This window comes from Paenibacillus sp. FSL R5-0623, assembly GCF_037974265.1.
In the GTDB taxonomy this organism is placed as follows: Bacteria; Bacillota; Bacilli; order Paenibacillales; family Paenibacillaceae; genus Paenibacillus.
In genome coordinates this window covers 4,190,956-4,217,041 of sequence record NZ_CP150233.1, presented here as the reverse complement: position 1 = coordinate 4,217,041, position 26,086 = coordinate 4,190,956, and the positions used below count along the sequence as shown (strand labels likewise).

General features: G+C 46.5%; 26 protein-coding genes. 18 read left to right on the top strand and 8 right to left on the bottom strand.

Going from position 1 to position 26,086, the window contains the following annotated elements; all coding sequences use genetic code 11:
- Nucleotides 1-31: 31 nt before the first annotated feature.
- The 5 genes from MKY92_RS18390 to MKY92_RS18370 are packed head-to-tail and all read left to right on the top strand — an operon-like array spanning nt 32 to nt 8,154.
- The gene (locus tag MKY92_RS18390; protein WP_339297226.1) at nt 32-3,784 is read left to right on the top strand and encodes a nitrate reductase subunit alpha; all 3,753 of its coding nucleotides are present in this window, start codon (nt 32-34) and stop codon (nt 3,782-3,784) included.
- Nucleotides 3,774-5,243, top strand: coding sequence for a nitrate reductase subunit beta (gene narH, locus MKY92_RS18385; RefSeq protein WP_076210001.1), 1,470 nt, complete (start codon nt 3,774-3,776; stop codon nt 5,241-5,243). Before MKY92_RS18390 ends, narH begins: the two co-directional genes overlap by 11 nt.
- Nucleotides 5,243-5,920 carry a nitrate reductase molybdenum cofactor assembly chaperone gene (gene narJ, locus MKY92_RS18380; protein WP_339297225.1) on the top strand — a complete coding sequence of 226 codons (678 nt, stop codon included), beginning with the start codon at nt 5,243-5,245 and terminating at the stop codon, nt 5,918-5,920. The genes narH and narJ overlap by 1 nt, the downstream gene beginning before the upstream one ends.
- Nucleotides 5,917-6,642, top strand: a complete 726-nt coding sequence (narI, locus tag MKY92_RS18375) for a respiratory nitrate reductase subunit gamma (RefSeq protein WP_336764476.1) — start codon at nt 5,917-5,919, stop codon at nt 6,640-6,642. Before narJ ends, narI begins: the two co-directional genes overlap by 4 nt.
- The gene (locus MKY92_RS18370; RefSeq protein WP_339297224.1) at nt 6,643-8,154 is read left to right on the top strand and encodes an MFS transporter; all 1,512 of its coding nucleotides are present in this window, start codon (nt 6,643-6,645) and stop codon (nt 8,152-8,154) included. It begins immediately after the preceding gene.
- A gap of 121 nt (nt 8,155-8,275) precedes the next feature.
- Here MKY92_RS18370 and MKY92_RS18365 read toward each other — a convergent pair whose 3' ends face one another.
- Nucleotides 8,276-8,977, bottom strand: a complete 702-nt coding sequence (locus MKY92_RS18365) for a Crp/Fnr family transcriptional regulator (protein WP_339297223.1) — start codon at nt 8,975-8,977, stop codon at nt 8,276-8,278.
- 70 nt (nt 8,978-9,047) lie between these two features.
- Here MKY92_RS18365 and MKY92_RS18360 point away from each other — a divergent pair, with 70 nt between their 5' ends.
- Together MKY92_RS18360 and MKY92_RS18355 are read left to right on the top strand one after the other, a co-directional pair.
- Complete coding sequence (locus MKY92_RS18360) at nt 9,048-9,791, top strand: YwiC-like family protein (RefSeq protein WP_339297222.1); 744 nt, start codon at nt 9,048-9,050, stop codon at nt 9,789-9,791.
- 118 nt (nt 9,792-9,909) lie between these two features.
- Complete coding sequence (locus MKY92_RS18355) at nt 9,910-10,632, top strand: ZIP family metal transporter (RefSeq protein WP_339297221.1); 723 nt, start codon at nt 9,910-9,912, stop codon at nt 10,630-10,632.
- A 135-nt stretch (nt 10,633-10,767) separates the two neighbouring features.
- Here the strand turns inward: MKY92_RS18355 and MKY92_RS18350 are convergent, their stop codons facing one another.
- The 3 genes from MKY92_RS18350 to MKY92_RS18340 all read right to left on the bottom strand — a co-directional run bounded on the left by MKY92_RS18350 (nt 10,768) and on the right by MKY92_RS18340 (nt 13,075).
- Nucleotides 10,768-11,193, bottom strand: a complete 426-nt coding sequence (locus tag MKY92_RS18350) for a YlbF family regulator (protein ID WP_150365489.1) — start codon at nt 11,191-11,193, stop codon at nt 10,768-10,770.
- Between the two features lie 146 nt (nt 11,194-11,339).
- Nucleotides 11,340-12,026 (bottom strand): Crp/Fnr family transcriptional regulator, encoded by a 687-nt coding sequence (locus tag MKY92_RS18345; protein WP_339297220.1) that lies wholly within the window; start codon nt 12,024-12,026, stop codon nt 11,340-11,342.
- A gap of 56 nt (nt 12,027-12,082) precedes the next feature.
- Nucleotides 12,083-13,075 carry a multicopper oxidase domain-containing protein gene (locus MKY92_RS18340; RefSeq protein WP_339297219.1) on the bottom strand — a complete coding sequence of 331 codons (993 nt, stop codon included), beginning with the start codon at nt 13,073-13,075 and terminating at the stop codon, nt 12,083-12,085.
- A 280-nt stretch (nt 13,076-13,355) separates the two neighbouring features.
- Between MKY92_RS18340 and MKY92_RS18335 the strand changes: the two genes are divergently transcribed.
- From MKY92_RS18335 to MKY92_RS18305, 7 genes are read left to right on the top strand one after another with little or no spacing between them, the layout of a single operon-like run.
- The gene (locus MKY92_RS18335) at nt 13,356-13,964 is read left to right on the top strand and encodes a hypothetical protein (RefSeq protein ID WP_339297218.1); all 609 of its coding nucleotides are present in this window, start codon (nt 13,356-13,358) and stop codon (nt 13,962-13,964) included.
- Between the two features lie 45 nt (nt 13,965-14,009).
- Complete coding sequence (locus MKY92_RS18330) at nt 14,010-14,663, top strand: hypothetical protein (protein ID WP_339297217.1); 654 nt, start codon at nt 14,010-14,012, stop codon at nt 14,661-14,663.
- Nucleotides 14,660-15,220, top strand: coding sequence for a hypothetical protein (locus tag MKY92_RS18325; RefSeq protein WP_339297216.1), 561 nt, complete (start codon nt 14,660-14,662; stop codon nt 15,218-15,220). Before MKY92_RS18330 ends, MKY92_RS18325 begins: the two co-directional genes overlap by 4 nt.
- 45 nt (nt 15,221-15,265) lie before the next feature.
- Nucleotides 15,266-16,000 (top strand): SMI1/KNR4 family protein, encoded by a 735-nt coding sequence (locus MKY92_RS18320; RefSeq protein ID WP_339297215.1) that lies wholly within the window; start codon nt 15,266-15,268, stop codon nt 15,998-16,000.
- Between the two features lie 21 nt (nt 16,001-16,021).
- Nucleotides 16,022-17,323 carry a hypothetical protein gene (locus tag MKY92_RS18315; protein ID WP_339297214.1) on the top strand — a complete coding sequence of 434 codons (1,302 nt, stop codon included), beginning with the start codon at nt 16,022-16,024 and terminating at the stop codon, nt 17,321-17,323.
- A 34-nt stretch (nt 17,324-17,357) separates the two neighbouring features.
- Nucleotides 17,358-17,780 carry a hypothetical protein gene (locus MKY92_RS18310; protein WP_339297213.1) on the top strand — a complete coding sequence of 141 codons (423 nt, stop codon included), beginning with the start codon at nt 17,358-17,360 and terminating at the stop codon, nt 17,778-17,780.
- 21 nt (nt 17,781-17,801) lie between these two features.
- Nucleotides 17,802-18,407 carry an SMI1/KNR4 family protein gene (locus MKY92_RS18305; RefSeq protein WP_339297212.1) on the top strand — a complete coding sequence of 202 codons (606 nt, stop codon included), beginning with the start codon at nt 17,802-17,804 and terminating at the stop codon, nt 18,405-18,407.
- 92 nt (nt 18,408-18,499) lie between these two features.
- Here MKY92_RS18305 and MKY92_RS18300 read toward each other — a convergent pair whose 3' ends face one another.
- Entirely contained in the window at nt 18,500-18,841 is a 342-nt protein-coding gene (locus MKY92_RS18300; RefSeq protein WP_339297211.1) for a hypothetical protein, read from the bottom strand.
- Between the two features lie 109 nt (nt 18,842-18,950).
- Here MKY92_RS18300 and MKY92_RS18295 point away from each other — a divergent pair, with 109 nt between their 5' ends.
- Both MKY92_RS18295 and MKY92_RS18290 read left to right on the top strand, forming a co-directional pair.
- Nucleotides 18,951-20,000 (top strand): leucine-rich repeat domain-containing protein, encoded by a 1,050-nt coding sequence (locus MKY92_RS18295; protein WP_339297210.1) that lies wholly within the window; start codon nt 18,951-18,953, stop codon nt 19,998-20,000.
- 149 nt (nt 20,001-20,149) lie between these two features.
- Nucleotides 20,150-20,971 (top strand): cupin domain-containing protein, encoded by an 822-nt coding sequence (locus MKY92_RS18290; protein WP_339297209.1) that lies wholly within the window; start codon nt 20,150-20,152, stop codon nt 20,969-20,971.
- A gap of 470 nt (nt 20,972-21,441) precedes the next feature.
- Here the strand turns inward: MKY92_RS18290 and MKY92_RS18285 are convergent, their stop codons facing one another.
- Nucleotides 21,442-22,383, bottom strand: coding sequence for an aromatic ring-hydroxylating dioxygenase subunit alpha (locus MKY92_RS18285; protein WP_339297208.1), 942 nt, complete (start codon nt 22,381-22,383; stop codon nt 21,442-21,444).
- A 213-nt stretch (nt 22,384-22,596) separates the two neighbouring features.
- On the opposite strand from MKY92_RS18285, the gene MKY92_RS18280 reads away from it, so the two are divergent.
- Together MKY92_RS18280 and MKY92_RS18275 are read left to right on the top strand one after the other, a co-directional pair.
- On the top strand, nt 22,597-23,043 hold the full coding sequence (locus MKY92_RS18280; RefSeq protein WP_339297207.1) for a carboxymuconolactone decarboxylase family protein: 447 nt from the start codon (nt 22,597-22,599) through the stop codon (nt 23,041-23,043).
- Nucleotides 23,044-23,074: 31 nt separating this feature from the next.
- On the top strand, nt 23,075-24,010 hold the full coding sequence (locus tag MKY92_RS18275; RefSeq protein ID WP_339297206.1) for a sigma-70 family RNA polymerase sigma factor: 936 nt from the start codon (nt 23,075-23,077) through the stop codon (nt 24,008-24,010).
- Nucleotides 24,011-24,109: 99 nt separating this feature from the next.
- Here the strand turns inward: MKY92_RS18275 and MKY92_RS18270 are convergent, their stop codons facing one another.
- Together MKY92_RS18270 and MKY92_RS18265 are read right to left on the bottom strand one after the other, a co-directional pair.
- On the bottom strand, nt 24,110-25,063 hold the full coding sequence (locus tag MKY92_RS18270) for a hypothetical protein (RefSeq protein WP_339297205.1): 954 nt from the start codon (nt 25,061-25,063) through the stop codon (nt 24,110-24,112).
- Nucleotides 25,064-25,303: 240 nt separating this feature from the next.
- Nucleotides 25,304-25,888: a spore coat protein gene (locus MKY92_RS18265; RefSeq protein ID WP_339301838.1), complete on the bottom strand. Its 585-nt coding sequence runs from the start codon at nt 25,886-25,888 to the stop codon at nt 25,304-25,306.
- Nucleotides 25,889-26,086: the final 198 nt, after the last annotated feature.

Sequence of the window (26,086 nt, the reverse complement as noted above, 5' to 3'; positions counted from 1 at the left end):
ATCAACAGGTCATATATGTGGGAGGACAACAATGAGTAACAAAAGCATGCCCTGGATGGGCAAACTCAAGTATTTTGCCAAACGTGAAAAAAGTGCGGAGGGCTGGAGTGAGATGTCCCCGGTCAAGCGGGATTGGGAAGATATCTACCGCCGCCGCTGGCAGCATGACAAAGTGGTGCGTTCCACACACGGCGTCAATTGTACAGGATCATGCAGCTGGCAGATCTATGTGAAAGACGGCATTGTCACTTGGGAAACGCAGGCTACCGACTATCCTTCAACCGGACCGGATATGCCGGAATTTGAACCACGAGGTTGTCCGCGTGGAGCGAGTTTCTCATGGTATCTGTACAGCCCGCTGCGTGTCAAACATCCTTACGTACGTGGTGCATTGCTGGATATGTGGCGTGATGCGCTTCAGACGCATGGTGACCCGGTTCAAGCGTGGTCCAGTATTGCGGATGATCCGGCCAAAGTGAAAAGATACAAATCGGTACGTGGTAAAGGTGGATTAATTCGCGCGTCATGGGGTGAAGTGACACAGATTATCGCCGCTTCGCTGATTCATACGATCAAAGAATATGGACCGGATCGGATTATTGGTTTCTCTCCAATTCCTGCCATGTCGATGGTCAGTTATGCAGCAGGGTCGCGCTTCCTCTCCCTAATGGGATCACCATTGCTCAGCTTCTATGACTGGTATGCGGATCTGCCGCCGGCTTCACCTCAGATCTGGGGCGATCAAACGGATGTGCCGGAGAGCAGTGACTGGTACAACTCGGGATACATTCTGGTATGGGGCTCGAATCTGCCAATGACGCGGACACCGGATGCCCACTTCCTGGCTGAAGCACGTTATCGGGGAACGAAAGTGGTGTCGATCAGCCCGGACTATGCGGAATATGTGAAATTTGCAGATACATGGATGTCGGTAAAACAAGGAACGGACGGCGCTCTGGCGATGGCAATGGGCCATGTCATCCTGAAAGAGTTTTATATTGAAAAGCCCACGGACTATTTCATGCAATATGCCAAACAGTATACGGACTTTCCAAATCTGCTGATTGTGGAAGAAAAGGACGGGATACACACAGCAGGCAGATTTCTCGTTGGGGAAGACCTGGGTATTACGGGCAACAATATGGCATGGAAAACGCTTGTATACGATGAGAACAGTGGAACCTATGCGATGCCAAAAGGAAGTTTGGGCTTCCGTTGGGGTGAAGAAGGCACATGGAATCTCAAAATGGAACAGGTGGAGAACGGTGAGCCGATTGATCCTAGACTATCCATGCTCGGAGTCCATCATGATCTCGTAACCATTCATCTGCCGTACTTTGATGATGAGGGAAAACATGTCATGAAGCGGCAGATTCCTGTACGCCAGATCTGGCTGGGGGACAGATGGATTACGGTAACAGCCGTATACGATCTGGTACTTGCCAAATACGGAATTGAACGTGAAATGACACGTTCTGCGGATTCAGCAGAAGTAGTCACTGGTGCGGAGCAGTTGAGTGTACGTGTTCACCGTGGAGACGACATCTTGAATGCACCACAGGTAAAACCATTCACCCCAGCGTGGCAAGAGAAAATCACTGGTGTGGACGAAGAGACTGTCGTACAGATTGCACGTGAGTTTGCACAAAATGCGATCGATACCAAAGGGCGTTCCATGATCATCATGGGAGCCGGTATTAATCACTGGTATAACTCCGACGTCATCTATCGTGCCATCATTAACTTAATACTGATGACAGGCTGTCAGGGTGTGAACGGTGGAGGTTGGGCGCACTATGTTGGTCAAGAAAAACTGCGTCCGGCTGAAGGCTGGCAGACGATTGCCTTTGCTCGTGACTGGACCGGACCTGCACGTCTGCAGAACGGAACATCCTTCTTCTACTTTGCAACAGATCAATGGAGATACGAGGAGACCCAAGTAGGAGAGTTGACTTCGGCGCTTGAGGGTGAACCGCGGTTCCAGCATGTGGCTGATTATAATGTGATGGCTGCGCGTATGGGCTGGCTTCCATCTTATCCACAATTCAATCGTAACTCGATTGATCTGCATCAGGATGCACTGCAGGCTGGAGCAACGACGAAGGAAGAGATCGGTGCTTATGTAGCCTCAGAGTTGCAGAACAAAAATCTGAAGTTCTCAATCGAGCAACCCGATGATCCAGCGAACTTCCCGCGTGTACTATTTGTCTGGAGAGCGAATCTGATCTCAAGTTCCGGCAAAGGACATGAGTATTTCCTCAAGCATCTGCTCGGTGCAACGAACGGATTGCTGAATGATGACGATCATGGACTGCGCCCAGAGCATGTGGAATGGGTGGATGAAGCACCGGAAGGCAAACTCGACCTGATGATCAATATGGATTTCCGGATGGCAGGTACGGCGATGTATTCCGATATTGTTCTGCCAGCAGCGACCTGGTATGAAAAAAGCGATCTGAGCAGTACGGATATGCATCCGTTCGTTCATCCATTTAATCCGGCTGTAGCCACGCAGTGGGAATCCCGTTCGGACTGGGATACCTTCAAGGAAATTGCACGTGTATTCTCCGAGATGGCTGCGCAGCAATTTGATGGTCCGCAGAAGGAGATCATAGCTACACCGCTGTTGCATGATTCACCAGATGAGCTTGCTCAACCGTACGGAGAGATCAAAGACTGGAGCGCAGGAGAGTGTGAAGCAATCCCGGGGAAAACGATGCCGCATATTCAGGTCGTGGAACGTGACTATGCTGCCGTATATAACAAAATGATCAGCCTTGGTCCTGTGGTGAAGGATAAACCAATCGGTACCAAAGGCATATCCTGGTCTGCCAGTGAAGAGTATGAAAAACTCAAGGGCATCCTGGGCGTGCATCGTAAAGATGGCGTTGGACAAGGATGTCCGGATCTGAGCACAGACCGTAATGTTGCTGAGGCCATTCTGACCTTGTCCAGTACAACGAACGGCAAGATGGCTGTGCGTGCGTGGGAAGCGCTGGAACAGAAAACGGCATTGCATCTGAAAGATTTGGCTGAGGAACGGTCTGAGGAATGTTTTACGTTTGACGAGATCACTTCCAAACCGAAAACGGTCATTACCTCACCTGCATTCAGCGGATCAGAAAAAGGCGGACGCCGATATTCTCCATTCACCACCAATGTAGAGCGCCTGATTCCATGGCGTACATTGACGGGCAGACAGCAGTTCTATATTGATCATGCGATGCTCCGCGAGTTCGGAGAGACATTAGCGACATTTAAACCTGTGCTGAAGCATACGCCGTTCCATCCAAACAGCAAACGTCCGATCGAAGGGGGAAAGGAGATTGTCCTGAACTACCTGACACCGCATAATAAGTGGTCGATCCACAGTATGTACTATGATGCGCTGCCGATGCTGACGTTGTTCCGAGGTGGCCCGACAATCTGGATGAACTACGAAGATGCAGAAGAAGCCGGACTGGTTGACAACGACTGGATCGAATGTTTCAACCGTAACGGAGTAGTCGTTGCCCGAGCCGTAGTGACGCACCGTATTCCTCGCGGCATGGCATTCATGTATCACGCTCAGGACCGTCATATTAACGTTCCGGGCACCAAAATATCACAGACACGTGGGGGGACGCATAACAGTCCGACACGTATTCATGTGAAGCCCACCCATATGATCGGTGGTTATGCCCAGTTAAGTTATGGCTTCAACTACTATGGCCCGACAGGCAATCAGCGTGACCTCAATGTCATCATAAGAAAACTGCAGGAGGTGGATTGGCTTGAAGATTAAAGCACAAGTCAGTATGGTCATGAATCTGGACAAATGCATAGGGTGCCATACATGTAGTGTTACGTGCAAAAACACCTGGACCAATCGTCCAGGTGCAGAATATATGTACTGGAACAATGTAGAGACCAAGCCAGGGGTCGGTTATCCGAAACAATGGGAGGACCAGGAGCGTTATCGCGGTGGTTGGGAGATGAAGAATGGCAAACTGGAATTGAAGTCCGGCACACGGGCAAGACGCTTGCTTAACATTTTCCATAACCCGGATCAGCCTACCATTGATGATTATTACGAGCCATGGACCTACGAGTATGAGAAACTGACGAACAGCCCGGAGAAAAAACATCAGCCTGTAGCAAGACCGAAATCCCAGATTACTGGTGAATATATGAATCTGGAGTGGGGACCTAACTGGGAGGATGATCTGGCAGGTGCCCATGTAACCGGGATGGAAGACCCCAACATGAAGGGTGTCGAGGATTCGATCAAAATGGATTTTGAACAGGTATTTATGATGTACTTGCCACGGATCTGTGAACATTGCCTTAACCCGGCCTGTGTGTCCTCCTGTCCTTCCGGAGCGATGTACAAACGGGAAGAAGACGGGATCGTACTGGTTGACCAAAATGCATGCCGCGCTTGGAGATTCTGTGTATCGAGCTGTCCTTACAAAAAGGTCTATTTCAATTGGCAGACAAACAAAGCCGAGAAATGTACGCTATGTTTCCCGCGGATTGAAGCGGGTCTGCCAACGATCTGTTCCGAAACCTGTGTGGGACGTATCCGTTATATCGGCCTGATGCTGTATGATGCAGACCGTGTTGAAGCCGCTGCTTCCGTTGAAAATGACCAGGATCTCTATGAATCCCAGATGGATATTTTCCTTGATCCGAATGACCCTGAGGTGATTCGCGAAGCGCGTGAGGCAGGAATTCCCGAGGATTGGATTATTGCAGCGCAGCAGTCCCCTATTTATAAAATGGTTATCGACTGGAAAATTGCGCTCCCGCTTCACCCTGAATACCGTACCATGCCAATGGTATGGTACATTCCACCGCTTAGCCCGATTACCAATCGGGTAGAGGGACAGGGAAGTTCACTGGAGGCTAATGATATTTTCCCTGCGATTGATAACATGCGTATTCCGGTGGAGTATCTTGCCAATCTGCTTACGGCAGGAGATACGGATCGAATTCGTGAGGTCCTGCGGAAGATGGCCGTTATGCGCATTCACATGCGTAATCAGCAGACGGGTAAGACCAGTGAATCGGCATTGTTGGAAAGAGTAGGCATGGATGCGCAGGAAGTGGAGGACATGTACCGACTGCTCGCGATTGCGAAGTATAATGACCGTTTTGTCATCCCGCCAGCTCACCGTGAGGAAGTGGAAGATCTCTTCAGCGAACAGGGCAGCTGCGGACTTGATTTTGCAGGTGGTCCTGGTTCTTGTGGGGTATTTTGATGGGAAAGGAGACAATGACAACGATGACGATCGAACCCAATGAGGGAACAGGTCAGGCTCTGGTTTACGATTCGAATACGAGAAGAATGGTCTGTAAACTGATCTCCTACCTGTTGCAATATCCGGATACAGCGTGGAGAGAAGGACTGCAAGGAGTGAAGGAAGCTATACAGTCCATTTCCGATGAGATGGTGAACCAGATCTTGCTGACATTTGTAGATGAAGCACAGTCGGTAAGCTCGATTGAGTGGCAGGATGCCTATGTTCGTACATTCGATTTTGATAAAAAGTGTAACCTCTATCTCACGTATGCTCTTCATGGAGATGAACGGGATCGGGGCCCGGCTCTGATTGAATTGAAACGCAGATATGAAGCTGCGGGATTTTATATGGAAGTGAGTGAGTTGCCGGACTATTTGCCTATGGTGCTTGAATTTGTAGCTGAGGCTCCCGAGGAAGATGCCTTAGGGGTGCTCTCCAGTTGCCATAAGGCGTTGGTCACAATGAGCGAAAGCATTACGGGACAGAACAGCCCATATGGACCACTGCTCAGTCTGATGTTACAGGTCATTCCTGAGCCTCCTGCCCCTGATGTGCCAGAACAAGAAGAGACAGTTAACCAACAACCTGCAGATCTTATGCAGATCGCTGCCCAGATGAGGAGGGGGAATCGGTGAGTACACTGGAACTGTTGTTATGGGGCGCTCTTCCCTATATGGTCATTGTTTTCTGTATTACGGCGACAATCTGGCGTTATGTGACGAATCCTTTCAGTTGGACGTCCAAGTCCAGTGAGATGTTGGAGAAACGCATGCTAAAATGGGGCAGTTTACTCTTCCATATCGGGATATTCGCTGTAATCTGTGGACATATTGCCGGTTTGCTTGTTCCAGTGGAGTTCTATCGCTGGATTGGACTGAGTGATGAAGGATATCACTTGATGGCTATCGCAGGAGGACTGCCTGCGGGGATCATTGCATTGGCAGGTGCTGTCATTTTGCTGGTTCGCCGTTATGTTGCTCGCAGAGTGCGGGCGACAAGCAGCATCGGGGACTGGATGGCACTTGCCATGCTGATCATAGTCATTGTCACCGGAATACTGGCGACCTCGGCTAATGCGGTGAATCACACAGGTTTTGACTATCGAACAACGATTAATCCGTGGTTGCGCGGTCTGATCGTATTCCAGCCTGATCCCGTTCTGATGCAGACTGTACCGATGAACTTCAAAGTACACATTCTGCTTACCTTTGTACTGTACTGCGTGTTTCCATTTACACGTCTGGTTCACATGTTGAGTATGCCACTGGGTTATCTGAAACGCAGTTATGTGTTGTATCGCAGAAGAGATGGTGCTGTGTATCCGAATCAGGAACAAAAAAAGGAAAGGGCGATGTAGATGCAACATAAAGGAAAGGTTCAACTGCCCTTGCAAACGGCAAGTCTGGTTCTGGGTTTCATGGTATGGGTTATCCTGTCATCTCTGATGCCATTTATTAAAGAAGATATTGCGCTTACGTCTTCCCAGCTTGCGTGGGCGACAGCGATTCCCGTATTGATCGGATCGATTGCCCGTATTCCGATTGGTTATTGGACGAATCGATATGGAGCTCGCAATATTTTCATGATCAGCTTTGTCCTGCTGCTGGCCCCGGTATGGTGGATTAGCCGTGCGACGTCGTTCAGTGATCTGGTGATTGGTGGATTGTTCCTCGGTATTGGGGGAGCTGTCTTCTCCGTCGGTGTAACTTCACTGCCCAAATATTATCCGAAAGAGCGACATGGATTTGTTAACGGGATCTACGGAATTGGTAACCTGGGTACAGCACTGTCTGCATTCGGAGCCCCGCTGATCGCTGATCGTATGGGATGGTCTACGACGGTTCTGCTCTACAGTATTTTGCTATTAGGGATGGCGGCGCTGAATTTCGTTCTGGGTGACAAACAGGAAGTACGAGTTAACGCTCCTTTAATGCAGCAACTGAAGGCCATATCACGCAACAATAAACTATGGTTGCTCTGCTTGTTTTATTTTCTGACATTTGGCTCGTTCGTGGCATTTACGGTGTACTTGCCGAATTTCCTGGTTAGTCACTTTCAGATGGATAAAGTCGATGCAGGTATTCGTACAGCGGGATTCATTCTCGTTGCAACCATTATGCGGCCCGTGGGGGGTTGGCTTGGAGATCGATTTAATCCGTTCAAAATATTAATGTTTGTGTTCGGCGGATTAACAATCGCATCGATTGTATTATCCTTCGCGCCATCATTCTATATCTATACGATTGGATGTCTGACTGTGGCATTATGCGCAGGGACAGGTAACGGAACCATTTTCAAATTAGTGCCAATGTATTTCGTTAAACAACCAGGTGTAGCGAATGGAATGATCTCCGCTATGGGGGGGTTGGGTGGATTCTTCCCTCCGTTGATGTTGACTTTGTTGTACAGCATGACCGGTCATTATGCCATTGGTTTCATGGCTTTGTCTCAGATCGCGTTGGTCAGTCTTGTACTTGTGATCTGGATGTTCTACCAGGAGAAGCTTCAGTTATCTGCGAGCATTCTGGAGAGTACCATTGAAGCCATTCTGATCACAGATACAAACAGTGTTATTACATCCGTGAACCCGGCCTTTACTGCGGTCACTGGTTATAGTGCTGAAGAGGCGGTTGGACAGAAGCCAAGCCTGCTGAAATCCGGTAAACAGGACAAACGTTTCTATGACCAATTATGGCTGGAATTACGTGAAAAAGGATATTGGCAAGGCGAGATCTGGAATCGGAAGAAAAACGGAGAGATCTATCAGGAATGGCTAAGTATTACGGCAATCCGTAATGAGGCAGGCGAAGTCAAATATTATGCGGGCATGTTCAGTGACATGGGCAGGCCGGAGCTCACAATCGCCTGATACATGTATCGGTAATTGTGCATACAGCAAGAGACCTTAACATCGATTGCAGGCGTTAAGGTCTCTTTTTGCACACAGAGATTGGTGTAAGGACTGGGGTAACCCTAGTGGAGCTGGATGATCATGCATCCTTTTGTTGCTTCAATGCTTGTAAATCTAGAATGATAATTCGGCTGCGATCCACTTCGATTAAATGCTCTTTTGTAAGCTGATTTAGAAGCCGATTCGCTGTTTCCCTTGTTGTACCAATGGAATTGGCAAACTCCTGGTGTGTCATGGGCAGGTTGATGATAATTTGGTCTCCATGCGTCTGTCCGTGTTGTTCTGCGAGCATGAGAAGGAAGGAGAGCACGCGGTTGCGCACGTCCTGACCAGAGAGTACCTGCAATTTATCCTGTAATTCTCGTATTTTGTCTCCGAGTACACGCATGATTTTGATCGCAATTGATGGAGTGCTCAGCATTAAACGTTCGAACAGTCTGACAGGTATGGCCAGAAGTTCGGTAGGGGTAATCGCTTCAGCGGTAGCCGGATAGGGGTGTGCGTTAAAAAAGCCGGTGTGCGGGAACATATCTCCTGTTTTGAGAAAAGAGACAATCTGTTCATGTCCGTTCTCATCCGTTTTATATGCTTTTACGATGCCGGTACGAATGAAAAAAACAGCTTCTTTTTCGCTACCTTCGCTAAAAATGACCGTTTTCTTATGAATGCTTCTGGAAATGGCGATATCTTCGACCTGCATTAATTCTTCTGGACTAAGGTCCTGAAAGATGGGGAACTGTTGTAGAAACTCCGCTGCTGAATCTTTGTTTACCCTGCTCATGAGAATCTTTCCTCTCTGTGTTCATATTTCTAACTTCGATATCATTCAATCCTAGGAGGTTAACTGTGAAGTGAAGACCAATACGCATTCAATCGTTATCCCTCATGAACATGGCGGCTGGGCCATGGTTGGTGTGCCTTTTCTGGTAGGTGTGATTGCAAGTGGTCCGCACTGGCTGCATGCGCCCTTATTTGTAGCTTGGCTTGGATTATATCTAACCGCGTATCCCTTACTACAGTCTTTGAAAAAGAATGCCAATCGACATCGTCTCTACAAGTGGGCGGCAATCTACGGTACAGTGGCTCTAATCTGTTTGATCCCACCCGTTCTGGGTCAGATCTCACTATTATTCTTTGGCCCGGTACTGGCTGGCTTGTTGCTGGTGAACATCTGGCATGTGAGACACAAAGTAGAACGCTCGCTTACCAATGACCTGTGTGCCATGCTCGTATTCTCTCTAGGGGGAGCAGCTGCTTATCTCATAGGAGGCGGGCACTGGGACTATGGAATGGCGATCGTCGTTTTGTTTTCTTTCTTACATTTTACAGGAAGTACGTTCTTTGTGAAATCAGTCTTTCGAGAGCGAACGAATAAGCGATGGCTGATGCTAACTCGCATGGTACATATCCTTCTAATTATCATACCGATGGTGATTGGATATCCATGGATGTCTTTGGCGTATGTCTATTCCGCTGTACGCACCTTCATATATGCAGGCAGAACACTGCGCCCTATGAAGGTCGGTATCATTGAAATTATTGGAGCCGTACAGTTCCTGATCTGTTCTGTTGTAATTCGCATCATTTCATCATAGCGTGATTTTTGAACACAGCAGGTGATATAGGTCACAACGTCACAGGATTGTTTTTGATTCGTCGGCAAGGGTTAATGGAATGATAGAAGATTATTGAACAAGAGAGGGGTCGACCCGGATGTGGACTGCATTCATGTGGGGCGGCATCTCTGCCTCAGCGGTTGTCATTGGTGCACTCGCAGCGCTGTTTCTAAAGATTCCCAAACGAGTAATCGGATGGATCATGGCTTTTGGGACAGGTACATTAATCGGGGCAGCAACCTTTGAACTACTCGGAGATGCGCTGAATGATGGGGGGATCATCCCTACAGCCATTGGTTTTACGGCAGGTGCCGTCGTGTATACCTTGTTTGACCTGCTCATCTCGGCAAAGGGTGGGGCAGGGCGTAAACGCTCGGGAAAGTCAGGAGACTCGAATCAAAGCGGCTTGGGGATCTTTGCAGGCACAGTAATGGACGCTATCCCGGAATCCATCATGCTTGGAGCCAGCTTGCTGGCCGGAAACGGTGTCAGTGTGGTGCTGGTGGTATCCATCTTTGTCAGCAACATTCCTGAAGGTCTGTCCAGTACGGTTGGACTACAGGGCAAGTACAGTCGTGGCAAAATCATATTAATGTGGCTGAGTGTACTATTGATCTCCGCGCTTGCGGCTTTGGGTGGATATCTGTTTCTGGAACAGCTTCCAGAGGAGATGGGTGCAGCGATTGGTGCATTTGCAGGTGGTGGAATCATTGCCATGATCTGCTCGACGATGATGCCGGAAGCCTTTGAAGAAGGTGGGCCAATTGTGGGTTTGATTGCATCCATGGGATTGCTCGTATCGCTGTTGCTGGATCTGTAGATGACAGAATAAGCTTCCGATCGCTGTCCTCTACATAGTCGTGTAAATATTAGTTGATTTATATAAAAAAGAGTATCCGAATAGAGTGGTTTCTGATCGGATACTCTTTTTTTATTATTTAGACAAAGGATGATCTTAGTGGTTGCTGGAACAACTTCCTCCACACCCGCAAGCTTCCTTACCTAGTTCATTGGATTCGGGCAGGCGGTTCAACTCCACGGATTTCGTGAAATAGTGACTGATCTGCTGATGTAGCTGACTGAACTCCCGTTGTGCATAGATAAACCGACGAATGAGGGGATGATCATAAAGAGCGCGTTCTTCCTCTTCATATACCTGAATTTCAGAGGCAAGCAACTCAATATTTTGCCGTTCTTTCTCCTCCAGTGCCTGATGTTTCTCCATAAAACGCTCATACTGGGCTGTGGCCTGCTCATCTGCTGCAAACTGATCAATCATGTCCCGCATCTCTTTGTATCCTTCATCTTGTAACAGTAGTGAACATAACTCCTGCATTTTGTGCATAATGATCTGTTTGTCCAATTTAACAACCGTATTCATCGCAAAACCCTCCTGTAGATCTTTTCTTAACTGTATACGCTAACGTAAGCCCGCACTGTGACGATACTCACATCTGATGTGAAATATAATACTTGTCCAAATACGCTGTTATTCTGTCATCTCAGTGTTATTGTCAAATCTTTAGTTCAGTGAGTAACCTTTTCCCTAAGCTGCTCCAGTTGAAGAATAAGGATGCAGTTTCCTGTAACCTGAAGCAGTCCCTGGGTCTGCATTATAGCGAGTTTACGACTAAGTGTTTCGGGTGTGATCCCGAGTAACAGAGCCATATCTTTTTTGTAAACAGGCAAGCGGATCTCATGCCTTGCATGATTTCGGGTATGGAAATACAAAAGCAGCTTGGCAATCTTCTGTTCCGTTGTCATCGCACTGAGCGAACTGTTCCATTCATCTGTTTCACGCAGAAGATTGGAAATGGCAAGCAGGAAATGGTAAGCAAGCTTTGGATCATGTTCAAGTAACTGGTCAAAGTCATGTTTGTTGATGGAGCAGATGGCCGAAGGCTCCAGAATATCGGCGTTTGCCGCATGTGGTTTTTGGTGTAACAGGGAATCTTGTCCGAAGAAATCACCGGGAAACAGAAATCGAATAATATGTTCCTTGCCATTTTCATTGTATTTGGATAACTTCACACATCCCTGGTGGATCACGTAAAGCGTATCTGAGCGTTCGCCCTCCTGAACGACAACTTCGCCTTTGTTATATTTGCGGGTATGCAGAAGGGAGATCAGCAATGCTGCTTCGGATGGATCAAGATGCTGGAACAGAGATACTTTGGAGAAACAGGCATCCTTGGCTTCGTGTGTACAGATCATCGTTTAATCACCTCGAATGGTTCAGGATAGGTATAGCCATTATCTATTGTCATGTCTCAGTGAGACATCGTGGGTCCACCATGATCCGTACCATCCTTGGTCACACGCAGAACAGCGGCAGCTCCTTTGGCTACATGGTTGAACTGATGGGTTACAATCGCATAATCACCTTCTTCGGTCACGGTGAACTCTACGACAGCTCCACCACTTGCGGGAAGCATAACCGTCTGTATTCCATACTGAATATTTCGTGGATTCCCGTCGGTATACACACGGTCCATAATGGTACCTACAACGTGGAAGGATGAGACTTCATTGGGTCCGGCATTACTGATATAGATCCGCACCGTATCTCCTACTTTGGCTAACAGAGGATGTTTTACTAATCCATAATCATTGCCATTAAATACGACATATTCCGGTTCCCCGTTCAAAAAGGCCTCGTAATCATGTTCTTTGTACCATTCACTCTGAACAAGGGTATACTCACGATCAATCAAGTGATCGGAAGGGTATCCTGCCTTGGGTTCAACAATAATCATGCCGTACATCCCGTTTGCGATATGGGCAAGGACCGGTTTGGTTCCACAGTGATACATGAATACACCAGGTGAGGAGGTTGGATAAGTGAATGTACCTTCCTCGCCTGGCATAACATCAATAAATTTGCTACTTGGAGCAGCATGTACAGCGTGAAAATCCATAGAGTGAGGTAAGCTGGAATCTTTATTTTTTAACGTGAACACCAAAGTATCTCCCTCGGTCACTCGTAGGACGGGTCCGGGAACGGTACCATTAAACGTCCAAGCGTTATAGATCACACCTTCGGAGATTTCGACATCTGTAACTTGGGCCGTCATTTCAATATATACCGTAGAATCTTCTCTGCGAATGATCGGTTCCACCGGGGGTTGACTGATCGCAGAGGAGGATGAGACTTCATCATGGTGAACGGGTTTAACCGTATCGGTTGAACTACAGTGAGAGAGAGTTGCTGTGAATATAGCGAATACGAGTGACCATTTATATACATTCAGTATGGAAAACATAGTTGCACAACCTTTACTCAAGTGATGTTTTTCACAATCTAAAAAGCAGGTTTTCTTTCATTTCAGTAGTTATTTAGTTATAGATTACGTTATTGAGGTGGGGACGAGTGTGATGAGGCACACACTTGGGTATGTCTTATTAGAGCCGTTTTCAATAATCTGGCTTCAATTCTTGTGCTGAGGAACGGAGTTTCATATAATTTTAGAGAGATGGATTGGTAAATTTTGAGTATTCTGACGTGGTGTGTGTCATAGTTTCAGGAGAAGGGTGGGATACAGGATGAAACGTTTCGAAGATGAAGGTGCGTATAAGTACAGTTTCTATTCGGTTCTTCAACGGGGCGAGCGGATTGATGTGAAATGTCCCAAATGCGGTGGGCACGCTTCGATTGAACAACAGAATGATCAACTGGGATGGAAGTGTTTCGAATGTTACGTTCAAGCTTTAGAAGAATCAGTGTATCAATATAACGCCAAGGGTAATTGTGCTGTATGTGAACGTTGGTTTAACGTGGAAGTCACGGACGAGAAGAAGACGTCTCACCGATCGACGCATCTGGAATGTCCGCATTGTGGTTCTGTTAATCAGGTAGAATTACATGCCAAGCTGACATACCAAAGGTTTTTTTCGGAGGTTCGTGCAGGGAAAGACCCTGTATTCGGGTTGGAATTATACTTCCTGGATGATTTCAGAGGAAAAATAATATGGGCTGTGAATCGGGAACATCTGAATTATCTCATCGCTTATGTCTCCGCAGATCTGCGTGTGAAATACGGAAGTATGCCTATAAGAACGGCTTCACATAGTATTCCGGCTTATATCAAAGATGCGAAGAACAGGGATGTGGTTGTGCGTACACTGTCAAAGCTTCAGCACAAGACTGGATGAGAATGAAATTGAAGATGAAGCGTTAAGGCCGCAAGGAGAGAAGATATGAAACTACGCGTAAAATTGACTATTTTTGCAATCATTCTGGGTGTATTGATGATTCCGGCTTATTTTATTTTACAGACATTTGGTGTATTTCAAAAAGAGACAGTATTATCTGACTATGCTCTCGCCGTTGAGGTTAATGGGAAGTCCTATGAAGCCTGGCCGCTGATTAACAGTTTTGCAGCGATGGACAAAGGGGGAGATAACCGTCAGTTTTATTACCGAATTGATATGAATCATATCCAATACCTGTTTAATCTGGCCTATCGGGAGTATGAAGTGAAGCCCGGTGGGGACAATCCGTATCTGGCTGGTACTATAAACTATCAACGCACTGATCACAACTATGTACAGACCGAGAGACAGTATGAGAACGCCAATGACTTCACAACGGTTTTGAATCTGTATGATCAGGATGGGCAGGTGATCTACACCTACAATAACATCGGCAAGGGAGATAAACAGCTGGTAGAATCCATTATTCATCAGGGAATGAGCCGTTCTACGAATGGTGGTGGCGGTGAAGCCGTGCGCGATCCCTATATCAATATTACGGCGTTATTTCGCGACAAGTTAAACATTGATGTGAAACTGACGGTGGATGAGGAACACAAAGTGGTTACCATTCGAATGAACAAATCGGAGGCGAGATGATGAATGAGTATGGTGTACAACACGGACCTGCTTATCTGGAAGGATTAATTAGGAAGAAAGTAAACATAAAGTCCGATGAAGTGGAGTGGACAGGCAAACTTCAAATGAGTGATGGTCATGATAAATTCCATATTTTTTATTATGGTGACTTAACCGAAGATGATCTGATTACCTGGCATGATTCGACACCGCTTCTTGTATATGCGGAGCATACGGTCACGGGTGAACGTTATCTGCTCATTGATACCGCCAAGCACGGATATGATGCCATGTTATGTGAGACCTATTCGGAAAAAGCACTACATGACAGACCCCTTCGTCCTTACCTGGATGTTGAAGGAGAGGACATCTTTGAGGTAGAGTTGACGGCCTACTACAATGTGCCTTGGGATGAAGAGTTTGGCGAAGATGTAGATGAAAATGGTGCATATGAACTGATTACGGGAGAGCGCATGCATTTTGATCAGGTCAAGCGTGATGGATATGATGCCTTTGCCATTCGCATTCTGAATCGTAAAGGGGTATGGACTGAAATTGTACAGGAAGAACTGGCTTAGATCCTGAAAACGAATGAACCAAACTGAGATGGGAGATGTCGAAAAATGTATATTGTAACCCGTGTACTTAAGCCGGTTCCAACAGAGGAACTGGATCACTTTGAACAACAGCACGGCATCTCGCTACCTTTATCATACCGCACCTGGATTGAACAATATGGGGAAGGTACTTATACGGGATGGATGAATGTGCAGAGGCCAGACCCAGAAGTGTTGAAGCCTTTTGTGGAATATGATTTTTGGATACATACGGATGATTCGCCTATAAGTCAGCATCAACTTGAGCAGTGCATCTCCATCGGCAGTTCTGTAGATGGAGATTTCCTTGCTGTTCATCCGGAAGTTGAGGGGCTGTTGTGGCTACCGCGTCATGATGAGAATATCACCTTATGGACATGCTCGGAGACTGAATTTGGTGAAACGCTGGACCGGATCTATTGTGGGTATTACCATCAGGATAAACCGATAACGCCATTATACTTTGAACCGTGGAATGAGCTTCGGAAACATACGTTTTACCATTTTTCAGGGACGGAACAGGGAAGCTCCATGAAGGAACTCGCCGATACATGCAAAACAGAATTTAAGTGGGATACTGTGTTGGAGAATGAGTACATGTGCAAGCTGTTTATGGTATCGATGGGAGGATATCTACGATTTAACTACGCCACTGGGCGAGAAGTTGCCCTGTTCTATGAAGAAAAGAATGGTGCGGAGGAGGCGATGGATAACGAAATCAGTTTGTTCTTGCAAGCACATCATTGCATGGCATATAAATAGAGGCATAGTGGAGGGGAACAGATGAGTTGGTTAAAGAAAGACATCGCGGAACAATGGCGCAATGAAGGTAAGCGTTATGCAAGGGATGTCAATGCATTTGTCCGGAGAAGTATGCGTGGAGAGCAACCGGATGAATCCGAGCTGGAGGGAGACTCCAGAAGCGGAATGAGTACTGAAGTATTCCAGATGGTGAGACAGGCCAATCTCCACGGTGACTTGGAGATGCTCCGACGTGAGCTGCCAGCAGCGACGTGGCCTTTGAACGAGGCGTTTCAGGCTTCCATGCAAGCGGTCAAAGTTGTAGGTTATCTGAACGAGGAAACGATTGTATGTAATACGGGAGTTTTCACGGAGAATAGTCAGATATATACGATGGATCAGCACGGATGGCAGTTGATCACTCCATATACTTTTGCAGGTTGCTCATCAGACGGATTGGACTTTGCGCTTGCAGGACCGGATGGGATTCGTATCATTCGTCAGCCAGATCGCAAGTTGGAAGGACAGGAGATAGCGACATATCGATGGGAAGATATTCAAGCCCGGATACAGTCGGCATTACCTCGGATTGAATCACTTGCGGACTGTGAGCATCCCGAACGGACACTTGAAGGACTTATACCTATGGATGAAGGCAGAGCACTACTCATACATTCACGATACGGGATATATCTGGTAGCGCAAGATCAAGTGACCTTGCTTCATCCAGATCTGGCAGAGATCGAAGAATATGAGCTAGAGGATACACAGTTAGACATGGGACATGCAGCGGTATCTCGGGATGGTCGGTGGATTGCCTATGGCAGCCAAGGGAGCAATCATATGGTGATGGACCGCCAGCTGAACAAGACATACTCTCTCTATCCAGAATCGAGCTACCCTCATTATGCAGCATTCACCAGTGATAACCAGACCGTCTGGTTTAACGCATGTCATTTCTATAATGGGGTCACGATACAGGTCCGGCTGGAATCAATTGCAGGCAATGAAACGAAGGAAGATTGGCCAGTGATGGATGAGAATGCACGAGTGTATGCAGCGGTGGAAATAGAGGCAGGCATGGTGCTTGGGGATGCATATGGTTATCTATATTGTGTAAATGGCGAGGGTAAGGAAGTATGGCGTCATTTTGTGGGAAGTACCATCTATTCTCTCGCCGTATCGCCAGGGCAGTCCAAGCTGGCAGTTGGCACATATGGTGGCATGCTGCATGTGCTTGATCTTTATTCCAAAGAAATGGACGAGTACGGGATCGGTACAGGCGCTCTTTGTGAATTGGAGCGGAATGTGTTGTGGCGTGGAGAAGAACCTCTGCGCTGGTGAGAGGCAGCATGACAACCTGTAAAGGGGTGAACGAATGGAACGTGAAGAGGCTGTAACGTTATTAAAATGTCACTCCTTTTCCTATGATGATCTGAGTCATCCCAAGATGGAGAACGGTTTTATTGGCAGTCTGCGGCCTTTCCGTGGACATTTGATTGAGGGGAATTTTCATGAGTTGATGGAGATATTACTGGTTCTGGCACCAGAACTTGCGCGGTCTACACTGGATGGGGAAGTCATGGCATGTCTATGGGGAATTACTCACATGGCCCGTGCCTGGGCCGTTGAACCTGAGGGTATGCTTCGCAGCAACAACCTCATTTCGGACGAACAGGTGGCATTGATGGAACAATGGCTTAATTTGTTATCTTACGCAGTCATGATTCTGATTGAAGGCGGCGGAGAGGAAGAAGCGTTTTGGGGATATCATCAGTATCTACAAGAAGAGAAGAACTGAGATAGGGGAGGTGTGGTGAGATTGGAGCCGAATGTATCATTAAACGTGTTAATGGATGAGCTGAATCACTTGTTAGATGAGAGAATACAGGATCAAGAGATTCGGCAATTGTTTGAAGAATATCAACATCGGGAAGGTGCATCCGAGGAAAGTCTGGATCTATTCGAAAAGGAGTATGGCGTCAGGCTACCTGGCGATTTTCGCACCTTTTACCAAAGGAAAGATGGCAGTGGTTACGGGCTGCATATGCTGTACCCAGGTGATGCCGAGGGTGGGCGTTGTACACCCTTTTATCTGATGTCATTGGAAGAGATTCGAGAGACCAAACAATACTTCTGTGAAGTGGATGAGAAGCTCGAAGAGTACTATTCTGAGGACGAGATCAGCCAGTTGGACCCGGAGATCAAGCCATACCTGTTCCATAAACAATGGATTCCTTTTGCAACGATCGCCGGAGGTTCACTGTATCTGATGCTCGATTTCGATCCAACGGAGGAAGGGACGTATGGACAGATTATTATGTACGTTCACGATCCGGACTTTGTCTATTACCTTACACCTACCTTCACGGATCTCCTCAGCATGTCGAACCGTAATCTGAAGATGATGGATGAGATCACGTATTAAAAGTCCTGCACGATTAGAAAATTCCTTCAATAATAAAGAAGCTGCCGAAGCAGCTCCTTTATCTGAACAAATACTTTGAATAAGTCTAATGATTACCACTGAAAGAAACGATGTCCGTGAAATCCTCCGCCTGGAGGTCCTCCGTGTCCACCAAGACCACCCGGGCCGCCAGGTCCACCGCCGTGAGGTCCGCCTGGATAACCACTTCCTGGGAAATGACCAGGGTGTCCACCGGGATAGCCACCACCGGGGTAACCACCACCTGGATATCCACCATGCCACCAAGGGCCGCCGATCGGATATGGTAGTGGAACAGGAACGATGGGCGGGTATGGATAGGGATAAGGGTAAGGATACGGTGGGGGTGGCGGATAATAAGGGTAAGGATAACCCGCAGGTTGCGGGGATGATAATGAACCAGGGCCGTATGCCATGTAACAAGCCTCCAATGACTGGATTGATGATATCAGCCTATGCCACAGTGGTTTCAGATGATACAGCAGATTGAAATTATGAATATAAATATGAAGGGGGAAATATAAGGTGGCCGTAGCTTTTCACACTGATCCAAGAGGAACTGCCTATGAACTGTTGATTGACGAATTGATAGAGAAGGCAGATCGTTTCATGCTGGTAGACAGAAAAAGGTACGAAGAGAACGAGATACCGGAAGTAGTTCGTGTGTTAGAGAGATTGGAGCCCTATCTTGTGGAACGTACTACGATGGAAGAGATGATGCTGAAAAGCGGAGCCTATTATTCCGAAGGCATCTATTATACATATCGCTGTACTCCGGAATCGGGTCAAGTGCTCAAAGAAGAAGCCAACCGTTTTCATGATTGGTGTTACCCGTCATTGCCGGACGATCTTTGCTTTATGACAGAAGACGGAAATGATTATTTTTTCTCTGTTGCCCATGAGCATATGTACGGCATGAGGATTACATACAAAGAAGCGAGTGAACTTATGGAGCGGATTCCGGGGGTGTTCTTTGATTTGGATCGTCATAAGGAAATTGACCATCTTCTGGACGATGCGATCAGGCATCAGACCGATAAGCTGGATATCAGCTTACATGGTTTAAGTGAGCTTCCCGAACGAATTCGGGAGTTGAAGCACCTGAAGGAGTTGACCATTTTTGAGCAGAATCTGTACTCCCTCCCTGCAGGTCTGTTTGAACTTACTTCATTGGAAAGATTGGTCATTACAACGCTGGATCTGGAACGTATTCCGGCAGAGATCGGGAAACTGAAGCAACTTCAAGAGTTAAGAATTTATTGTGGCAGTCCTTTTGAATCTGCACCTGGTTGGAGGCCCAAGCCTCAAACTGAGTTGGGATTAAATTGTATCCCGCCTGAGATTGGTGAATTAAGTGAGCTGAAGTATCTGGAGATAGTATATTCTGGTATACGTGAACTCCCTCCGGAGTTGGAAAAACTGAAGAATCTGCGTGCTTTACTGGTGACAAATGCACTGATTGAGGGAACTCCGGATGTTGTCACAAGAATGCACTGGCTGGAGTATGTAGATTTAATGAATATCCCATTTGGTACCCATTGGGAAGAAGTCTGGGAAATGAAAAAGAACATGTAACAAATAGAGCCCTGCTCGGGATGTCCGAGTCAGGGATATTTGTTATGCGACGATAACTTGGCGGAAATGGGCTCACGAATCTGGGCGCTGGGCATAAGCTGGGATATAGGTTATGACCTAAACCGAGAGCGAAGGGCAGGCGTTTTATTTTGGCAACCTCATACATGGATTTTACTTTACCAACCACCGAATTTACTTACGATTTGAGCAAAAATCCGTTATTCAAAAAGGACGAGAACAACTATATTAACGCACTTTCCATCAAACAGTTGAACACATTGGGCAATGCTTCTTTACTGGATATTTTCCTCAGCACTGGCAATGTGGTTGAACCACACATTCATCAGAATGCAACTGAACTGGTATACTGCATCAGCGGTTCGGCCGTCGTGTCCCTCATTAATCCGTTCACCAATGTATTGCTTCATTTCCCGATTACTCCAGGGCAGGTGGCTAATGTACCACAAGGTTGGTGGCACTATGAAATGGCTACTGTAGATCATACGCACTTACTGGCGATCTTCGATGCACCTGTGCCTGAAGCGATATTTGGCTCAGACATCTTGCGTCTTACCCCTGCGAATGTTCTGGCTCATACGTACTGTCTGGACGAGACAAAAGTTCAAGAAGCGCTCGCCCCCATCCAAAAAACAGTGATTATTGGCCCGCCGGCAGATTGCCAGGCTTCAACTGCTCCTGTCTCTAACAGTGCTCCAAATGTGAATCATCAGCTTTACGTAATGCCTAATGTACAGCCAAACATGCAACCAAACACACAACCAAACACACAACCCAATTTACAACCAAACATGCAGCCCAACTCACAGCCGAACAACCAACCAAACATGCAACCTTACGTAAACCGTCTTCCGTACTGGGGCACTTGGGTTGATCCACGTATTATTCATGAGCCTGGCTGTCCGTATTATAGAGAGCTTCCTATGAATACGAATAATCAAGAGGAAAGATGACGGTCATGAGGCGAGGTTTATCTAATACACATAAGTATTTCAGTTAAATTAGGTATAGCAAAAGAAGCGTCCGCAAAGGAACGCTTCTTTTGTTGATTAAAGTTGTCTTCAAACCTGCTGAAAGCAGATGCATACCTGAACGTGTTTAGAGCGAAGTATGAAGCGCTAACGAATCGAAGGCGTCTTAATTAAGGGTTTGAGGCGTTCTCAGAAATCTAAAGAATCTGAGACATGTTATATCAGAATAAACAGCCGTATGAAGTGTCTTTAACGGGGGATTTTGGGAAATAAAGTGTCTGAGGTTCCTTACGATTTAAAAAGAGAACATGACAGCCTAATAAGACTCCCTGTGTTCCTTAGAAAATGGTCTACCCTTCCCCAGAGTCCGCAGGATGGTACTTCAAGACTTTTAGGAGCTGACATGCATCATCGATAACTTACCTGAGGTTAAAGAAGAACACCTATATAATTTACGATGTGTAATTTCGTCCCAAGCCAAGCTCCGTTAATAATTGACGATAAGCAATCGAAGTACGGTCTGCGGGAATATGGGCCTCGGCATGCAGATCAAGGGGCAGATCCTCCGGTTTCTGTGACTCGACCATCTCACGGTCTTCTTCAAATACCTGCAAGTTGAACTTGATTGTGTCTTCAATCGGAGCATCTTTGTCAAAGTTGCGTGTGATTGGACAGAATAGACGTGTATAACGGGCAGAGATCGGCGAAGCACAATTCAGAATATTCAGCTTGTCCTCACCTGGGAAATGTACCGTAAGAGAAGCCGCAAAGGGTGGAAACACCCGAAACTCGCGCAGCCATTGAAAACCTTCAGGTGCAACAAGATCTTGCCCTTTGCCATAGTTACTTACCGTACTCCAATACTCGGCCAGTAACTCATTACCTTCGCGTTTCACTTTATATTGGGGGACTTCTGTGTTGTTTCGGTCACCAAACGTTTCGGTATGCACATAGGCAAAATGGGATACATCCAGGAAACCCTCCATTTGTCGTCCAGAGGAACCAGCGATGTCAAAGTGGGGTGGTAAAATATTGATATAATCCGGATCATCCCATCCAGGGAAGGAGGGGATCTGTTCTTCTGTTCCCGCCAAAGTAGTCCAGATCAAGCCATAACGTTCAACTGCTGGGTACACAATGAGTTTGAGCTTGGGCGAGATCTTGGAGCTTGGGTGTGCGGGTACTGCGGTACATTTTCCTTCACAATTATAACGGAAACCGTGATAAGGGCAGACAATCTCACCATTTTCTACCCAGCCTTTGCTAAGTGGAGTCCCGCGGTGAAAACAAAGATCCTTGGCTACCACAATCTGGTCATTACTGCGATAGAGAACCAGCTTCACATCGAGTAATTGAGCAGCCAGGGGCTTGTCGGTTGTGCTACCGGGTACCAATATTGGGATAATACATGCCAGTCTTCAGCGGTGAACGTGCAACCCCTAGGCAATTCAGATGTCACGGTATGGTTTTCATTGGAAGTTATCATATTAAAACACTCCTTGCCGATATGAATGCATGGGCATAAAGAAATTTTCGCAAAGATTGTCACAGATCCCGGTTGTCATTTGTCTACAGTATGTAAACCAAATGACGGAGGCGAATGAGAAATGAATTTAAGAACGAACTACAGAGCAGTGAGTCCAGGTGCTTTTAAAGCGATGATGGCGATGGAGCAATATATATCCGGGCAATTTGAAAATAAAGTAATGTATGAGCTGTTGAAAATCCGCGTGTCCCAGATTAATGGCTGCGCCTTTTGTCTCGATATGCATGCCAAAGATCTGATGAAACTGGGAGATTACGCGGATCATATTTTATTGCTGAGTGTGTGGCGTGAAGTGCCTTTCTTCACGGATCAAGAACGTGTTATGCTGGAACTGGCTGAAGCAGTGACCCGAATCTCGGAACACGGTGTACCCCTTGCATTGTACGATAAGGTCCGTGAACATTTCAGTGAATCCGAACTGGTGGATCTGATCCTGGCCATTAATACGATTAACAACTGGAACCGGATTGCGATTACAACAGGGATGTATCCGGGTTGCTTTAACTAAAATAAACGCACCATGCCAGAGGAGGCTTCTTATGAATTCCAATCTCCACGCCAATGAGCCAGATGTGTCTTCTCTGGATGTTGGTGAGTTGTATATTCGTTATAAAAAATATGCATTTACAATAGCTTACCGCATGTTGGGCAGTGTGGTAGAAGCTGAAGATATTGTGCAAGATTGCTTTGCGGGGATTCAGAGCACGTCTGCTCAGGATATTCGAAATCCCAAGTCCTACATCGCCAGATTGGTTGTGAACCGAAGCTTGAATCTGCTAAATTCCGCGCGTAATCAGCGGGAAAGTTATGTTGGTGAGTGGCTGCCAGAGCCGATGGGTGACAGTGAAGAGGCGAACATGCCAGAGGAAACGATGGAGAAAAAAGAGCTGATCTCCTACGCCTATCTGGTCATGTTGGAGCGTCTATCGTCCATGGAACGGGCTGTTTTTGTCCTTCGTGAAGCGTTCCGATATGATTATTCCGAAATAGCGGATTGGCTGGGCAAAACGGAGAGCAACTGCCGTCAAATCTTTAGCCGCGCCAGACGGAACTTGCCTGAAAAACTTCCACTGATCGAGCAGAGTGATGCGGATATGATAGCCAAGGGTGAACTGCTGAGCCGTTTTACAACGGCTTTCCTTCGTTATGACGTCTCTGCCATGCTTGAGTTACTGGCGGATCAGCCTGTATTTACAGCAGATGGAGGTGGCGTTGTGCATACGGTTATGAGAACAATGAACGTGCACAAAGGTGTGCTTGCACTCCTGACCTCACGGCGAGTCCTTACGCGATTGCGTGAAAGAGAATGGGTGCCCATGTGGATCAATGGCGAGCTTCAACTCGCATTGATGAAAGAAGGGCAGTTGTCCGAGGTACTCTGTTTGGAGTTGGACGCTTTCAGAGAGAGGATTGAGGGCGTTTATCTCGTCGTAAATCCAAACAAACTTACATCAATAGACACTTCAACTCTTTGATCCAAACGTAGGGACTTGATATGTAAACTTAAAAGCGGCAACCTCTGTCTCGAGGACTGCCGCTTTTTTGGCATTCACATTTTGCGATTCAGCATCCGATCATTCACGGGCAAATTGTTGTTGAACAGGTTCAATGATTGCTCTGACTTCAGGTGTAAGCTCATCATTGTTCTGATTGAGAACCAGTAAAATCTTTTCCATAGTGTCCAGAAGAACACTCTGCGTATCGGGCTCCCGGTAAGCCAAAGCTTTCTCGTAAGCCTGTTTCACCTCAGGGTCCATGGTGCGAATTTCTTCATCCGTGTACCAATCATATGCAGGCGTGTTGTCACTTCCGTAAAAAAGGTAATCCACAAATAACCCTTGCTTCACTGCTGATGTGCGATTGGAATTCGGGAAGTTGTTCAAAAAGGCTTCTTTCTCCAATGCACGCTGGATTAATTCGTTCCATGAGATGATAATGCCACCATCTGAAGTCGTCATTTGGTTGGACTCTGTAGCCATAATATTAATGTATGCAGCAATATCAGCCTTAACAAAAGGCTTGAACTTTTGGTATATCTCATAATTGATGATGGGGTAATACAAGCCTTCACTGGTTTCCAGTTTGAACCCGAGATCAGAAGCTTCCTGCAGAAGTTTCTTCACGGTCGGATCTTTAATTTCTTTCAGCAGACGACTATATGTAAGCTTCTGTTCGTAACCTAGTTGTTCATGGGCTTGAGATATGGCCTGTTGAAACTGTTCCGCATACATTTGTCGATCCATATCAGCCAGTTTCACGTTCTGCATGTTCTCCAATTGCAGTGTCATTAGTGTGGCCTGCCAAGGGTCGACTTTATCGATATGATTCATCAGGTATTTACGCGCTTTAACCAAACTTTCTGTGGACTTCACTGCTTCTGTTCGATAGGTTTGGAACTGATGATACACCGCTTTGGAAACGGGAACAGGTGCAGCCAGTGTTGTTGAAGGTGTGATTATTGCGCCAATGGCAGTACAGCCGAGAGCTATAGCCAGTAAACCCAGTTTAGCAGGTTGCTTCCATCTCATTTGTATACCTCCCCATAATGAAGAAAAAGCCATTTGAATTCTCGTATAACTGCATTTCACTGTATTTTATATGTATGATCCGTATGTTGAATATGTAAGTTCTGTCTTTGATTAAACCAGTTTCTGGGAAGCGAATCAAGTGTCTTCAGTAGGAAAATGAGTACAAATCATTAAAGAACAGCCCCTAAAACCCGAAAGGGTTAAAGAGACTGTTCTAAGTATTCGAACTTTATTTTCTAATTAATGAAGTGGCTTATTACTACTATTAGGCATCTGAGGTGCTCCGGTTGCTGGAATATATGCCTGAAGCATTTGTTGTGTATCACTTGGAGTGAGTTGAGGTACTTGATAATAGGCGTTTTTATTCTGGAACATGAAAATTTCATAGGCCATCTCGATAAAATGCTGGATCTGCGAAGCGACGACTCGGCGAACCGTTCCATTTGTGATCTCGTTGCAGGTCATGCCGAGCAGACTGGCATGTGATTTGATCAGTCCCAGCATATGACCACTAATTCCGGCATCCTTTACATCAGCCAAGCTCTGGTTTGGCTTTTTCGGTGCTGAGGGCTTAAGGCCATATACTGGTGGTACGATGTTGGGGATCATATAGGTTGCCGTCTCTTGATGAGGCTTCTGTCCGGATGCAAAGCACTCTGCTGTCAGATTGTACTGGGATAAGATGAAATTGTACTGCCGGTCCAGAATGCCAATCAGTTCCTGGCTCTGCACAAATGTACGAAAGATCATGTATTGATCCAGCACGTTAATGGTGGAGGACAGAATCTCATGCACATCGAACATCTCATGGCCGCCATGATTCATGTTAGGGGTGACATTTGGATTAGCATTTAATGTGGGTTGAACTACATTCTGAGGGTTCATGGAATTTGGATTCATTGTAAATTTGATTCTCCTTTGGTAAATGGTATGATTCTAGTATGCTTGGAGAGTAGTAAATTTATGTATTGTGTATGGATAAAAGCGTAAGCACAAATAGGAACAGGTATGGTGGTGGTTAAA